The sequence below is a fragment of the Streptomyces purpureus genome, assembly GCF_014648195.1.
GTDB classification, from domain to species: Bacteria; Actinomycetota; Actinomycetes; order Streptomycetales; family Streptomycetaceae; genus Streptomyces; species Streptomyces purpureus.
The window spans coordinates 121442-135967 of record NZ_BMQQ01000002.1 but is presented as its reverse complement, the minus strand read 5'-3'; the positions used below and the strand labels follow the sequence as shown (position 1 = coordinate 135967).

Below are 14526 nucleotides of genomic sequence, written 5' to 3'. Positions count from 1 at the left end.
CCGGCCGGGGCTACGTTCGACCGATGCCCAGGACGTACCGCGACACACTCACCCTGCTCGGACCGGTCCTTCCGGCTGCCTCCCGTCGCCACCACCCGACCGGCCGAATCGATGGCCTTCCGCACCAGCGGGCCGCCCCGGACGCCGTGGCTCCCGGCCCCCGCTAGGCGGGCCGGCGCAGCACCGCCAGGCTCCGGCCGAGGAGCGGCAGCCGCTCCCCGGCGGAGACCTTCGGCGCCTCGTACTCCGCCGCGACCTCCGCCTTCGCCGTGTCCACCAGCACCTGCCAGTTGTCCCCGTGGTCGTCCGGCACCACGAACTCGCGGGACTCCGCACTCGCGTTGACCATCAGCAGGAACGAGTCGTCGGCGATACGCTCGCCGCGCGGCCCGGGCTCGGAGATCGCGTTGCCGTTGAGGAACACCGTCAGCGCCCGGGCCTGCGCCGCCTGCCAGTCCCGGGCCGTCATCTCCACCCCCTCCGGGGTGAACCAGGCGATGTCGGTGAGCTCGTCATGGGTGCCCTCCACCGGCCGGCCGTGGAAGAAGCGGCGCCGCCGGAAGACCGGATGGTCCCGGCGCAGCCCCACCATCGCGCGCGTGAAGGCGAGCAGCGTCCCGTCCGTCTCCGCGCCCGGCTCGGGCCAGCGCACCCAGGAGACCTCGTTGTCCTGGCAGTAGGCGTTGTTGTTGCCGCCCTGGGTACGGGCGAACTCGTCGCCGTGGCTGAGCATCGGCACACCCTGCGACAGCATCAGCGTGGCGATGAAGTTGCGCATCTGGCGGGCGCGCAGCTCCAGCACGGCCGGGTCGTCCGTCTCCCCCTCGGCCCCGCAGTTCCAGGAGCGGTTGTGGCTCTCGCCGTCCCGGTTGCCCTCGCCGTTGGCTTCGTTGTGCTTGCCGTTGTAGGACACCAGGTCGTGCAAGGTGAAACCGTCATGGCACGTCACGAAGTTCACCGAGGCCAGCGGGCGCCGCCCGTCGTCCTGGTACAGGTCCGACGAGCCGGTCAGCCGGGACGCGAACTCCGCGAGCGTCCGCGGCTCACCGCGCCACAGGTCCCGTACGGTGTCACGGTACTTTCCGTTCCACTCGGTCCACAGCGGCGGGAAGTTCCCCACCTGGTAGCCGCCCTCGCCCACGTCCCAGGGCTCTGCGATCAGCTTCACCTGACTGACCACCGGATCCTGCTGCACCAGGTCGAAGAAGGACGACAGCCGGTCCACCTCGTGGAACTGCCGCGCCAGCGTCGCCGCCAGGTCGAAGCGGAAGCCGTCGACGTGCATCTCCGTCACCCAGTACCGCAGCGAGTCCATGATCAGCTGGAGCACGTGCGGGGACCGCATCAGCAGGGAGTTCCCGGTGCCGGTGGTGTCGGTGTAGTAGCGCCGGTCGGCGGAGAGCCGGTAGTAGGAGGGGTTGTCCAGGCCTCGGAAGGAGAGCGTGGGACCCAGGTGGTTGCCCTCGGCGGTGTGGTTGTAGACCACGTCGAGGATCACCTCGATGCCCGCCTGGTGCAGGGCCCGCACGGCCGACTTGAACTCCAGCACCTGCTGGCCCCGGTCGCCCCAGGAGGCGTAGGCGTTGTGCGGGGCGAAGAAGCCGATGGTGTTGTAGCCCCAGTAGTTGCCGAGCCCCGCGTCGGAGAGCCGGTGGTCGTTGACGAACTGATGGACCGGCATCAACTCCAGAGCCGTGACGCCCAGTTCCCGCAAGTGCCCGATGACCGACGGATGGGCGAGACCCGCGTACGTACCGCGCAGCTCGTCCGGCAGCCCCGGATGGAGCATCGTCAGCCCCTTCACATGGGCCTCGTAGATCACCGTGCGGTGGTAGTCGGTGCGTGGCGGTCGGTCGTCGCCCCAGTCGAAGTACGGATTGACCACCACGGACGTCATCGTGTGCGGCGCCGAGTCGAGGTCGTTGCGGGAGTCCGGCCGCCCGAAGTGGTAGCCGTACACCGCCTCGCCCCACTCCACGGCCCCGGCGACCGCACGCGCGTACGGATCGAGGAGCAGCTTCGCCGAGTTGCACCGCAGCCCGCGCTCCGGCGCGTACGGGCCGTGGACCCGGAAGCCGTAGCGCTGGCCGGGCATCACACCCGGCAGATACGCGTGTCGTACGAAGGCGTCCGTCTCGCGCAGCTCCACCGCCGTCTCCGAGCCGTCGTCATGGAGCAGACACAGCTCGATACGGTCGGCGGCCTCCGAGAAGACCGCGAAGTTGGTACCGGCGCCGTCGTACGTGGCACCGAGGGGATACGCCTGTCCCGGCCAGACCTGCATAGATAAGACTCTTCCACTTCTGATCCGGGTGGTGGGGTGTACTTCGGCCAGATCCTGCCCGAAAGAGGGCCAACCTCCTAGGACTTCGGTCCGTCCTACCGGGTGACCGACACAAGAGGGGGTAAATGTGCGCAAGCAGTTGCGCCGCCATCTGGGGAAGGTGGTGGCGGGTACGGCCCTGGCGGTCACGGGGACGGCCGTCATGGTCGGTGTCACCCTGCCGGGGACCGCGGGGGCGGATGACACCACCGGAGGGCGGACGGCCGGCGCGGCCCGGGGAGCCGCCGAAGGCGGCGGACAGGGCGCCGGGGAGGGTGAGGACGGCTCGGGCCCGCCTCCCGGACCGGCCGTCGTGGCCGCCGCGCCGGCCGAGGGAGAGCGCGGCGTGGGCAGCGACCCGCTCACCGAGACCGAGCTGAAACGGGCCCGGCAGCTGGCCCTGCCACCGGCCGCGGCCGACTTCAGCGACGTCGAGGGCGCCCGGGGGCCGCAGCACCTCGCGACCAACCTCGCCGACCCCGTCCCAGGCGAGCCCGAGGCCACCGCGCCACGCCGCGCCGAGGTGCGCTCCTACGACTACCGGCACAACACCCTGATCACCAGCATCGTCAACCTCGATACGGGGAAGGTTGAGAAGACCGGCAGGCAGCGCGGCGTACAGCCCTCGCCGCACCCGGTCGAGCTCCGCGAAGCGATCGAGCTGATCCTGAAGAGCCCGCTCGGCAAGGGGCTGAAAGACGACTACAAGGACGCCACCGGCAAGGACCTCACCTCACCCGATCAGCTCTGGTTCAACGGCGACGTCTACCGCACCTACCGCGAGGAGAACGTGCCGCCGGCGCTGACGAAGTGCGGCGAGCACCGCTGCGTGCGGCTGGCCTCCAAGGTCCTCAACGGCTCCTGGATCGACACCCGCGACCTCGTGGTGAACCTGAGCACCCGCACGGTCACCGACGTCGGCTGAGCCACACCGCCTCCTGATCCCTTCCGTCACTTCTTCCACCCGCGTGCCGTAGCCGGTCACGCGGGCACGTCCGTACGAGGGAGTCCGTTCTTCCATGCGCTTCTCCACCCAGCTCGCAGCCGCCTCGCGGCTGCGCGGGACCGGCGCCGTGCTGGCCGCCGCCGCCCTCCTCGCCACCGCCACCGCCGCCGCGGGCCCGGTCTCCCCGGCCGCGGCCGAGCCGGTCGCGGCCCCCGCCGCGCCCGCCGCCGCCCGCCCCGACTGCAGCGCCGCCCACCGCATCGAGCAGACCCTCGACGGCGGCACCACCTGGCGCATGTGCTGGCGCTACGACACCGACGCCGGACTGGTCCTGGACAAGGTCTCCTACCAGCCCAAGAGCGCCGCCGCCCCGATCCGGGTCCTCACCAGCGCCAAACTGGCCCAGATCCACGTCCCGTACGACGACGGCAAGAACGAGTTCGACGACCTGACCGGCGCCGGATTCGGCATGGGTCTGCAGAACCTCAAGCCGGCCGAATGCCCCGGCGGCACGATCACACCCGTCCGCGTCGCCGACCTCGGCACCGTCAAGGGTCTGTGCACCACCACACGCGCGCGTGGCCACGCCTACCGCATGGCCAACGACCAGATGACCAAGGTCTGGCAGGCGCAGGGCAAGGACCTGCTCGTCTACACCGTCAACAAGGTGGCCTGGTACGAGTACATCACCGAGTGGCGCTTCTCCTCCGACGGCACGATCGCCGCCAACGTCGGTGCCACCGGCAGCCTTTCGCCCATGGACTACAACGCCACCGACGGACGCGGCTGGCCGATCGGTACGGGCGCCCGCTCCTACGCCACCAGCCACGCCCACAACGTCTTCTGGCGGCTCCACTTCGGCCTCGACGGCTCACCCAAGGACCGGGTCGAGCAGTTCGACTCCACGGTCACCCGCCCCACCGGCAACGGCGGCCCCAAGGTGAGGACTGTCCGCACCCCGGTCACCAAGGAGCTCGCCGGGGACGCCAAGACCATGCGCTGGTGGCGCGTGGTGAGCCAGAACGGCAAGAACAAGGACGGCCACGCCCGCAGTTACGAGATCGTGCCCGGCCCCTCCGCCACGCACGACGGCCGCGGATTCACCCGGCACGACATCTACTTCACCCAGGCGCGCGCCTGCGAGCAGTTCGCCTCGAACAACATCCGCGACTGCGGGCGCGGCGCCCCCGACAGCGTCGACAAGTGGGTCAACGGCGAGCCCCTCGTCAACCCCATCGCCTGGGTCAACATCGGGTTCCACCACATCGCCCGGGACGAGGACCAGCAGCCCATGCCGGTGCACTGGCAGGGCTTCCAGCTCGCCCCCAGGGACGTGACCGCTATGAATCCGCTCACTCCGCCCGCCCTCGCCAACGAGAACGGCCAGCCGGATCAACCGCGTTGACGAAGCAGCCTGCGCATCGGGCTGCACCGCCCACTGCTCCCGGAGTACCCTTCCTTGATCGTTGACAGACGGGTGTCCAGGAGCAGAAGGCGGTGCGCGGGTGAGCTCGGGAGGGCTGGAGCTTCCTCCAGGTGACCCTGGTCACGAGGGGGACTCCGATGACCCCGCAGAAGTCCCGCCAGGAGCGGTCTCCCTCGCACGTCCGATGGAGATCGGGGCGGAGCTGGAGTGGGGCGCGGAGGCCTGGAGTGAGGTACGCACCCGCGCCCAGCGGGCCGGCCGCGCCTACATCTGGCTGAATCTCGTCGAACAGCGGCTGCGCGCCGTCGTGGCCGCCGTGCTCCGCCCGGTCTACGAACCGGTCCACGGGGACGACTGGGTGGTGGCCGCGGCGGGCCCGGCCGGCCAGGAGTGGGTGCAGCGGGCGGTCGCCGTCCGCGAGGTTTCGCGCCGCAAGGGCTATCTCCTCGACCCGGCCGACGACAACGTCCTCAGCTTCCTCACGCTGCCGCAGCTGCGCGAGCTGATGGTGCAGCACTGGCCGTGCTTCGAGCCGTACTTCGACGACCGGCGTGAGGTCGAACTGGCCCTGGACGAGCTGGAGGTCACCCGCAACGTCGTCTCCCGCAACAGGGCCCTCTCCCTGACCGTGCTCGCCCAGTCCGAGCGGGCCTCCGCCCGGCTCCTGGAGATCCTCGGCAGCGGCGCGGGCGTGCCCTCGGCGGACCGGCTGCCGGTCGACGCGGTCGAGGACCTCGTCGGCGACCGGTACGCGGACGTGGTCTCCGTCCACCCCGACCGGGTGCGCCTCCAGCGCCAGCTGCCCGCCGAGGACCTGTTCGGCGGCGCGCGCCGCCTCGACGCCACCGGCATAGGCCTGAACCTCCTCGTGCAGAACTTCTCCGGCCGGCGGCTGGTGCGCCTGGCCGAGTCGGGCTGCCGGATACGGCTGCTGTTCCTCAACCCGGCCAGCAGCGCCGTCAAACGGCGCGAGCGCGAACTCGGCCTGAAGAAGGGCGAGCTGAGCCGCTCGGTGGAGATGAACATCCTCCATATGCGCCGGGTCCGCTCCAAGCTCCGCGACCCGGGCGCGTTTCAGATCCATGTCTTCGACGAGACCCCCCGCTTCACCGCGTACCTCGTCGACGGCGACGGGCCGGACGGGGTCGCCGTCGTCCAGACCTATCTGCGCCGGGCCCGCGGCATGGAGGCCCCGGTGCTCGTGCTGCGCGGCGGCGGCCGTACGGTGGTCCGCTCCGGGCAGAGCGGCCGGGACGGTGAGAGCGGACTCTTCGAGACCTACCGGGAGGAGTTCGAGTCGGTGTGGCTGGACTCCCGTCCGGTGTCGTGAGTCACGCCCGGCCCCGGCGGCCGGAGGCGTTGTCAGTGGCGCGTGCGAGGGTGTGGGTTCAACGGGGGAGCACCACGTAAGGAGGACCCGATGGCTTGGCATGGGCTGCCACTGGCCGGCTTCGACCTGGAGACGACCGGCACCGATCCGCTTCAGGCGCGGATCGTGACCGCCTCGGTGATCGGTGTGCGCGACGGACTGCCGGCGCGGCAGCGGGACTGGCTGGCCGACCCGGGGATACGGATCCCGGCCCAGGCCTCGGCGATCCACGGGATCAGCACGGAGCGGGCGACGGCCGAGGGCCGGCCGGTCGTCGAGGTGGCCGACGAGATCGCGGACACCCTCGCCGGTTACTGGACTCAGGGCGTGCCGGTCGTGGCGTACAACGCGGCCTTCGATCTGACCCTGCTCTCGGCGGAGCTGCGCCGCCACGGACTGCCCTCGCTCGGTGAGCGGCTCGGCGGCGCCGGCATCGGCCCGGTCATCGATCCGTACACCATCGACCGGGCCGTCGACCGCTACCGCCGCGGCAAGCGGACCCTCGAAGCGGTCTGCGGGGAGTACGGCGTGGTCCTCGACGGCGCCCATGAGGCGGCGGCGGACGCGCTGGCGGCGGTGCGGGTGGCCCGGGCGATAGCCGAGCGGCATCCGTCGGTGGCCGCGCTCAGCCCGCAAGAGCTCCATGAGCGCCAGATCGTCTGGTACGCCGAGTGGGCCGAGGACTTCCAGCGGTTCCTACGGAGCAAGGGGAACGCGGACGCGGTGATCGACCCGTGCTGGCCGCTGCGGGAGCTGACCGCGGCCGTGCACTGAGGCGGCACGGCCGGGGCCGGCAGGCTCAGTTGGCCGGGTGCTCCGCGAGGAAGTCCAGGAGCAGGGTGTTGACCCGCTCAGGGGCGTCCAGCTGGAGCCAGTGGCCGGCGTTCTCGACCCGCTCGTAGCGGAAGGTGCCGTCCACGTGCTTGTCGGTGCCGGTCATCGACCGCTCGGTGAGGAACGGGTCGCCGGTCGACCAGATGCCCAGGACCGGCCCGGGCAGCGGGGGCAGCGGCTGCGGCGGGCCGAACTGCACCTGAGGGGGCAGACCCGCGCGGTACACCGACAGCGCCGCCGTCAGCGCGCCCGGCTCCCGCATCAGGGCGACGATCTCCTCCTTGTCGGGGTGGTTGCCGAGCATCTCGCGGAAGCGGGCGAAGTCGTCCCGTGACAGCCACTCCTCGGCGAGGTCCTCGAACTGGAACAGCAGCATGTACCAGGACTTCTGGAGCTGTTCCCAGCCCGCGTCGCGCAGCGCGCCCAGATGTCCCACGGACAGGATGCTCAAGGACGCCACCCGCGCGGGCGCGGCCATCGCGAGCTGCTGGACCATGCCCGAGCCCCAGTCGTGGCCGACCAGATGGGCGGTCTCGATCTCCAGCCGGTCGAGCAGCTCCAGGAGGTCGGCCACGGACCGGGCCGGTGCGTACGCCTCGGTGCCCGCGGGCCGGCCGGAGGCGCCGAAGCCGCGGAGTGTGGGGGCGACGGTGCGGTAGCCGGCCGCGTTCAGCGCGGGGACCTGGTGGCGCCAGAGTTCATGGGTGTCGGGGAAGCCGTGTACCAACAGGACGGCCGGGCCCGAGCCGCTGTCCTGGACGTCCAGCGTCACGTCGGTCAGTTCGATACGCGTCACAACGCTCCGATCACGGAAGGGAGTTATGCCCGGTAAGGACTGTCGTCATGATGTCAGAACGGGTACCAGCGGACCTCCGGGTCGCCGTCGCGCAGCGACGCCACCCGCCGCCGGAACTCGGCCAGCGCCTTGGGGTTGGCCGGGGCGTGCTGGGCCACCCAGGCGCAGCTCGCGGTCTCCCGGGCGCCGCGCAGGACCGCGCAGCCGGACCACTCCCGTACGTCCCAGCCGTAGGCGGCGGTGAAGGCGTCGTACGCGGCCGGGTCGAGGCCGTAGCGGTCCCGGGCGAGGGCGAGGACCACCAGATCGTGTTCGCGCAGATCGGCCGAGAAGGTCTCCAGGTCCACCAGGACCGGGCCGCCGGGGCCGACGTGGACGTTGCGCGGCAGGGCGTCGCCGTGGATCGGGCCGGGGGGCAGATGCGGGGTGAGCGCGGCGGCCGCGGCGGCGAACCCGTCGCGGCGCTCGCGCAGATAGTCGGCGTCGGCCGCGTCGACGGCGTCGCCCGCCAGGCGCAGCCAGCGCTCGACGCCGTCGAGCAGCTCCCGGCGGGGCAGCTCGAACGCCGGGGCGGGCAGGGCGTGCACCTGGCGCAGCAGCGGCGCGAGGTCCCGGGGCTCGGTGGGGCGCACCGCGTCAGGCAGCCGGTGCCAGAGGGTGACGGGGTGGCCGTCCACCAGCCGGGGCGCGGCCTCGGCGGCCCGTACGGCGGGGACGTCCGCCTCGGCGAGCCAGGCGGCCACGGCCAGCTCCCGTTCGGCGCGCGCGAGGAGCTCGGCGCCGCGGCCGACCTTCATCACCAGATCGCCGGCGGCGAAGACGGCGTTCTCGCCGAGCGCCAGCAGGGTCCCGTCGGCGGGCAGCGCCGCGGCGGCCAGGATCTCCCGGGCACGGGACTCGTCCATCTGTCTCTCCCTCTGCGTGTGCGAATGCGCCAAATTTTCGCACCTACGCACGACGGGTTGACGAACCGACGGTCCCTCAGGACCATGACGGAAGCTGGTTGAACTTAATAAAAGGGCATATAAGGGGTCAATTCTGTGACTTTGGCGACCGCAGCGAAGCGGTCCGGCGCCACCGCCGGTAGACGACCGGAACGCCCCCGGGATCATGGCGCCTGGTTCCTGGTCCTGCCCGCGCTGATCCCGATCCTGGTCCTGAGCGTCGGCCCGCTGCTCTACGGCATCGCGCTGGCCTTCACCGACGCCCAGTCCGGCCGTACCCAGGCCACCGGCTGGATCGGCACCCTCAACTTCCAGGACCTGCTGCACGACACTCTGTTCTGGGACTCGTTCCGCATCGGCCTGCTCTGGGCGGTCGGCGTCACCGTCCCGCAGTTCCTGCTCGCCCTCGGCCTCGCCCTGCTGCTCAACCAGAATCTGCGGCTGCGCTGGCTGGCGCGGGCCCTCGCGATCGTTCCGTGGGCGATGCCGGAGGTCGTGGTCGGCATCATGTGGCGGCTCGTCTACAACCCCGACGCGGGCATCCTCAACGAAACCCTGCGCACCCTGGGCCTCGGCGACGGCCGGGACTGGCTGGCGGGCCTGGCCACCGCGCTGCCGGCGGTGATCCTCGTAGGCATCTGGGCCGGTATGCCGCAGACCACCGTCGCCCTGCTCGCCGGCCTCCAGAACACGCCGCACGAACTCCACGAGGCCGCCGCCCTGGACGGCGCGGGCGCCTGGCGGCGCTTTCGGACCGTGACCTGGCCCGCCCTGCGGCCGGTCGCCCTCGCCATCACCGCACTCAATTTTATTTGGAACTTCAATTCGTTCGCCCTGGTCTACGTCCTCACCAGCGGCGGCCCCGGCGGCCGCACCCGGCTGCCCATGCTCTTCGCCTACGAAGAGGCCTTCCGCTACGGCCAGTTCGGCTACGCCGCCGCCATGGGCTGTGTGATGGTCGCCGTCATCTCCGTACTGCTCGCCCTGTATCTGGTGGGCCGCCTGAAGGGAGGCGAGGACCGATGAGCGGCTTGCGCACCAGCGGGCCCGCGCGCGCCGGACAGTACCTCGCGCTCCTCGCCTATCTCGTCTTCCTCGCCTTCCCCTTCCTCTGGCTGATCTCCACCGCCTTCAAGCCCGCGCGGGAACTCGCCTCGCTGCATCCCACCTGGATCCCCGAGAACCCCACCCTCGGCAACTTCCGGCAGGCCTTCGACGAACAGCCGCTCCTCCAGGCCGCCGGGAACAGCCTGCTCGCCGCCCTCGGCGCGGCGGTCGTCTGCGTCGTCCTCGCGACCCCCATGGCCTATGTGATCGCGCGGCACCGCGGCAGACTCTCCACCGCCGCCACCGGCTGGGTCGTGGTCAGCCAGGCGTTCCCCTTCGTGCTGGTGATCATTCCGCTGTTCCTGATCCTCAAGAACCTTCACCTCATCAACAGCGTCATCGGTCTGGTCCTGGTCTATGTGGTCTGGTCGCTGCCGTTCGCGCTGTGGATGCTGGTCGGCTACGTACGGGCCGTGCCGGCCGAGCTGGAGGAGGCCGCCGCCGTCGACGGCGCGGGCCGGCTCCGTACGCTCGTCTCGGTCACCGCGCCGCTGCTCGCCCCCGGCATCGTCGCCACCGCGCTGTTCGCCTTCATCACCGCATGGAACGAGTTCTTCTTCGCGCTCGTCCTGCTCAAGACCCCGGAGAAGCAGACCTTGCCGGTCGTCCTGACGCACTTCCTCGGCGCGGAGGGCGTCGCCGACCTCGGCCCGCTCGCCGCGGCCGCGTTCCTCGCCACCCTCCCCTCGCTCGTCGTCTTCGCGGTCATCCAGAAGCGGATCACCGGCGGCATGCTGGCCGGGGCGGTGAAGTCCTGATGCGGGTACGGACATCGAGACGGGTACGGACCTCGACGCGGGTACGGGCACTGACCGCGGCGGCCGCCGCGCTCGCCCTGCTGCTCACCGGATGCGGCGGCGACGAGAGACCCTCCGACGGGACGATCAGACTCCGTTTCCAGTCCCTCGCCTGGCAGAAGGAGTCCGTCGACGCCAACAAGGAGCTCGTGCGGGAGTGGAACGCCGCCCACCCCGACATCCAGGTGCAGTATGTCCAGGGCAGCTGGGACAGCGTCCACGACCAGCTGCTCACCTCCTTCGAGGGCGGCGAGGCGCCCGACATCATCCACGACGCCTCCGACGACCTGGCCGACTTCGCCTACGGCGGGTACCTCGCGGACCTGCGCGGACTGCTGCCCGAGCGGCTGCGCGCGGACATTCCCGAACAGAGCTGGCGGACCACCACCTTCGGCGAGGGAGTGTACGGCGTGCCGTTCCTGCAGGAACCGCGGGTGATCATCGCCAACCGGAAGATCCTTGAGGCCTCCGGCGTCCGCATCCCGACCCCCGCCAAGCCCTGGACCTGGGAGGAGTTCCGCCAGGTCGCCAAGGATCTGACGGCCACGATGGGCAAGGGGAAGCACGCCGTCGCCTGGCCGCTGAAGGAGCCCGTCTCGGTCTCCCTCAACCTCGGCCTGTCCGGCGGCGGTCGGCTCTTCCATCGGGGCGAGGACGGGAAGGTGACGATCCGCTTCACCGACGCCGACGCGGTCGTCCCCGGCACCGTCCGCGACCAGATCAACACCGACGCCAGCGCCTCGCGCACCACCCTGGGCAGCGGCGGCTCCGACACCCTGCCCGGACTGTTCGGCGGCACGTACGCGATGGTGCCGCTCGGGTTCTCCTACCGGCAGCAGATCGCGCAGCAGGCACCGGAGGGCTTCGAGTGGACGGTCCTGCCCGCCCCGGCCGGCGCCGGCGGGCTCGCGCAGGGCGTCTCCCCGCAGACCCTCTCCATCGCCGAGGACAGCCCGTACAAGAAGGAGGCCGCGCGGTTCATCGACTTCCTCCTCCAGCCACGGAACATGGTGCGGCTGGCGCAAGGGGACTGGATGCTGCCGACCGGGACGGCGGCGCTGCGCGACCCCGCGCTGCACACCGAGAAGGACGGCTGGGCGACCGGCGCGGCGCTCGCCCGGCATCTGCGGCCCGCGCCCGCGCAGTCCGTACGCGGCTATCCGGAGTGGAAGGACAAGGTGGCCACCCCGGCGTTCCAGGAGTACTACAGCGGCGCGATCGACCTCGCCGAGCTGCGCGGGCGTCTGGTGGGCGACGGCAACCGGGTCCTCGCCAGGTACCAGCGGAATTAACTGGACGAGACGTATCGTCTCGAATAATGTGTGCGCATGACCAGTCGTCACCGCGCCCATGTCGCCATGTTCTCCATCGCCGCCCACGGGCACGTGAACCCGAGCCTCGAAGTCATCCGGGAGCTCGTCGCCCGTGGACACCGCGTCAGTTACGCCATCCCCGCCTCCTTCGCCGAGAAGGTCGCCGCCACCGGTGCCGAGCCGGTCGTATACAACTCCACGCTGCCGACCGACGACGACCCCGACGCCTGGGGCACCGAACCCATCGACTACATCGAGCCGTTCCTCAGCGACGCCGTCCAGGCGCTGCCGCAGCTCGCCGACGCGTTCGCCGGGGACGAGCCGGACCTCGTCCTCCACGACATCACCTCCTACCCGGCGCCCGTCCTCGCCCACCGCTGGGGCGTACCCGCCGTCTCCCTGTGGCCCAATCTGGTGCCGTGGGAGGGGTACGAGGAAGAGGTCGCCGAGCCGATGCTCGCCGGCCTCAAGGCCTCCGAGCGCGGCAAGGCGTACTACACCCGCTTCGAGAACTGGCTCGCCGGCCACGGCATCGACACCCACCCGGACCGGTTCGTCGCCCGTCCCCGCCGGGCCGTCGTCCTCATCCCCGAGGCCCTCCAGCCGCATGCCGACCGGGTCGACGAGTCCGTCTACACCTTCGTCGGCGCCTGCCAGGGCGACCGCGCCGAACAGGGCGACTGGCAGCGGCCGGCCGATGCCGAGAAGGTGCTGCTCGTCTCGCTCGGCTCGGCCATGACCAAGCAGCCCGACTTCTACCGAGAGTGCCTGCGAGCCTTCGGCGACCTGCCCGGCTGGCATGTGGTGCTGCAGATCGGCAAGTTCGTCGACCCGGCCGAACTCGGCGAGATCCCCGGCAATGTCGAGGTGCGCTCCTGGGTGCCGCAACTCGCCGTCCTGAAGCAGGCCGACGCCTTCATCACCCACGCCGGAGCGGGCGGCAGCCAGGAGGGCCTGGCCACCGCCACCCCCATGGTCGCCGTGCCGCTCGCCACCGACCAGTTCGGCAACGCCGAGATGCTCGAGGCCCTCGGAGTCGCCCGACAACTGCCGCTCGCCGAAGCCACCGCCGACGCGCTGCGCAAGGCCGTGCTGGAGCTCGTGGACGATCCCGAGGTGGCCCGCCGGCTGGACGACGTCCGGCAGCGGATGGCGGCCGAGGGCGGCACCCGGCGCGCCGCCGACCTCATCGAGGCGGAGCTCCCTCATGTCACGAAAGGCTGAGTGGTAGGGGGAGTTGGGGGAGAAGTCCGGCCTGGTCCCTCCAGGCCGGATTTGTTATTACGAAACCTTGTTGACTAAGTCACAGCTGTATGAAGGTCTTGATCTGAGCCCGTCAATCGGCAATGGTTTCGAAGCGGTCACGGAAGCACTGCCTCCGTGACCGAACCCCCCACACAACAAAATGCCGAGGAGACCCCTCTTCATGGCCATTCACAAGCGTGCGCGCAGGACCACCCGGCTCGTCGCGGCGATCAGCGCCGTCGCCGCAGCCGGCGGACTGACCGTCCTGGGAACGTCCTTCGCCGGAGCCGCCCCCGCCCCCGCGGAGGGCACGATCTACGGCGCCGACGCCGCGACCGCCATCGACGGCAGCTACATCGTGCTGCTCGACGAGAACGCCGACAAGACCAAGCTGGCCAAGGAGTACGGCGGCACGCTCAGCCGCAGCTACAACTCCGCCGTCAACGGCTTCTCCGCCACCGGCCTTTCGGAGACCGAGGCCAAGCGCCTCGCCGCCGACCCGGCCGTGGCCAAGGTCGTCCAGAACAAGAAGTTCCACATCAACGAGGTCCAGGACAACCCGCCGTCGTGGGGCCTGGACCGGGTCGACCAGGCCGAGACCGCCGGGGACAAGAAGTACACCTACCCCGACGGCGGCGGCGAGGGCGTCACCGCGTACGTCATCGACACCGGAGTCAACACCAGCCACAAGGACTTCGGCGGCCGGGCCACCTCCGGCTTCGACGCCGTCGACAACGACAACGATGCCAGCGACGGCAACGGCCACGGCACCCATGTCGCCGGCACCATCGCGGGCACCGCCCACGGCGTCGCCAAGAAGGCGAAGATCGTCGCCGTCCGGGTCCTCGACGACAGCGGCTCCGGCACCACCGAGCAGGTCGTCGCCGGCATCGACTGGGTCACCAAGAACCACCAGGGCCCCTCCGTCGCCAACATGAGCCTCGGCGGCGGCGCCGACCCCGCCCTCGACGAGGCCGTCCGCAAGGCCATAGCCTCCGGTGTCACCTTCGGTGTCGCCGCCGGCAACGAGTCCGCCGACGCCGGCGAGGGCTCCCCCTCCCGGGTCAAGGAGGCCATCACCGTGGCCTCCTCCACCAAGGAGGACGAGCAGTCCAGCTTCTCCAACTTCGGCTCGGTCGTGGACATCTACGCACCGGGTTCGGACATCACCTCGGCCTGGATCGGCGGTGGCGACGCCACCAAGACCATCTCCGGTACGTCCATGGCGACCCCGCACGTCGTCGGTGCCGCCGCGCTCTACCTGGCGGCCCACCAGGACGCCACCCCGGAGCAGGTCGCCAAGGCGCTCGTCGACGGCTCCACCGACGGCGCCATCTCCAACCCGAGCCAGGGCACGGCCAACAAGCTGCTGAAGATCGTCGAGTAGCGGGCACCCCCTGAACGGCGGCCGCCGCGCCCTCCCCCA

General features: G+C 70.9%; 12 protein-coding genes. 9 read left to right on the top strand and 3 right to left on the bottom strand.

The genetic code is table 11. The features are described from left to right. Positions 1-163: 163 nt before the first annotated feature. Complete coding sequence (glgX, locus tag IEZ01_RS04375) at positions 164-2284, bottom strand: glycogen debranching protein GlgX (protein ID WP_189199982.1); 2121 nt, start codon at positions 2282-2284, stop codon at positions 164-166. 127 nt (positions 2285-2411) lie between these two features. Between glgX and IEZ01_RS04370 the strand changes: the two genes are divergently transcribed. From IEZ01_RS04370 to IEZ01_RS04355, 4 genes are all read left to right on the top strand, one after another. After that, on the top strand, positions 2412-3248 hold the full coding sequence (locus IEZ01_RS04370) for a hypothetical protein (RefSeq protein WP_019890230.1): 837 nt from the start codon (positions 2412-2414) through the stop codon (positions 3246-3248). Positions 3249-3342: 94 nt separating this feature from the next. After that, positions 3343-4674, top strand: coding sequence for a copper amine oxidase (locus tag IEZ01_RS04365; RefSeq protein WP_189199980.1), 1332 nt, complete (start codon positions 3343-3345; stop codon positions 4672-4674). A 100-nt stretch (positions 4675-4774) separates the two neighbouring features. After that, positions 4775-6025: a DUF5919 domain-containing protein gene (locus tag IEZ01_RS04360; RefSeq protein WP_040875214.1), complete on the top strand. Its 1251-nt coding sequence runs from the start codon at positions 4775-4777 to the stop codon at positions 6023-6025. Between the two features lie 90 nt (positions 6026-6115). Then, complete coding sequence (locus IEZ01_RS04355; RefSeq protein WP_019890233.1) at positions 6116-6838, top strand: 3'-5' exonuclease; 723 nt, start codon at positions 6116-6118, stop codon at positions 6836-6838. Between the two features lie 25 nt (positions 6839-6863). On the opposite strand, the gene IEZ01_RS04350 is transcribed toward IEZ01_RS04355, so the two are convergent. Together IEZ01_RS04350 and IEZ01_RS04345 are read right to left on the bottom strand one after the other, a co-directional pair. Beyond that, entirely contained in the window at positions 6864-7694 is an 831-nt protein-coding gene (locus IEZ01_RS04350) for an alpha/beta fold hydrolase (protein WP_019890234.1), read from the bottom strand. 53 nt (positions 7695-7747) lie between these two features. Then, positions 7748-8599 carry a phosphotransferase enzyme family protein gene (locus IEZ01_RS04345; protein WP_189199978.1) on the bottom strand — a complete coding sequence of 284 codons (852 nt, stop codon included), beginning with the start codon at positions 8597-8599 and terminating at the stop codon, positions 7748-7750. Between the two features lie 135 nt (positions 8600-8734). On the opposite strand from IEZ01_RS04345, the gene IEZ01_RS04340 reads away from it, so the two are divergent. The 5 genes from IEZ01_RS04340 (at position 8735) to IEZ01_RS04320 (ending at position 14487) form a co-directional block, all read left to right on the top strand. Further along, positions 8735-9664: a carbohydrate ABC transporter permease gene (locus IEZ01_RS04340; RefSeq protein WP_189199975.1), complete on the top strand. Its 930-nt coding sequence runs from the start codon at positions 8735-8737 to the stop codon at positions 9662-9664. Further along, positions 9661-10503, top strand: coding sequence for a carbohydrate ABC transporter permease (locus tag IEZ01_RS04335; RefSeq protein ID WP_019890237.1), 843 nt, complete (start codon positions 9661-9663; stop codon positions 10501-10503). The genes IEZ01_RS04340 and IEZ01_RS04335 overlap by 4 nt, the downstream gene beginning before the upstream one ends. Then, positions 10503-11834, top strand: a complete 1332-nt coding sequence (locus IEZ01_RS04330; protein WP_189199973.1) for an ABC transporter substrate-binding protein — start codon at positions 10503-10505, stop codon at positions 11832-11834. The genes IEZ01_RS04335 and IEZ01_RS04330 overlap by 1 nt, the downstream gene beginning before the upstream one ends. A gap of 36 nt (positions 11835-11870) precedes the next feature. Continuing rightward, complete coding sequence (gene mgt / locus IEZ01_RS04325) at positions 11871-13079, top strand: macrolide-inactivating glycosyltransferase (protein ID WP_028798106.1); 1209 nt, start codon at positions 11871-11873, stop codon at positions 13077-13079. 202 nt (positions 13080-13281) lie between these two features. After that, on the top strand, positions 13282-14487 hold the full coding sequence (locus tag IEZ01_RS04320) for a S8 family peptidase (RefSeq protein ID WP_189199972.1): 1206 nt from the start codon (positions 13282-13284) through the stop codon (positions 14485-14487). Positions 14488-14526: the final 39 nt, after the last annotated feature.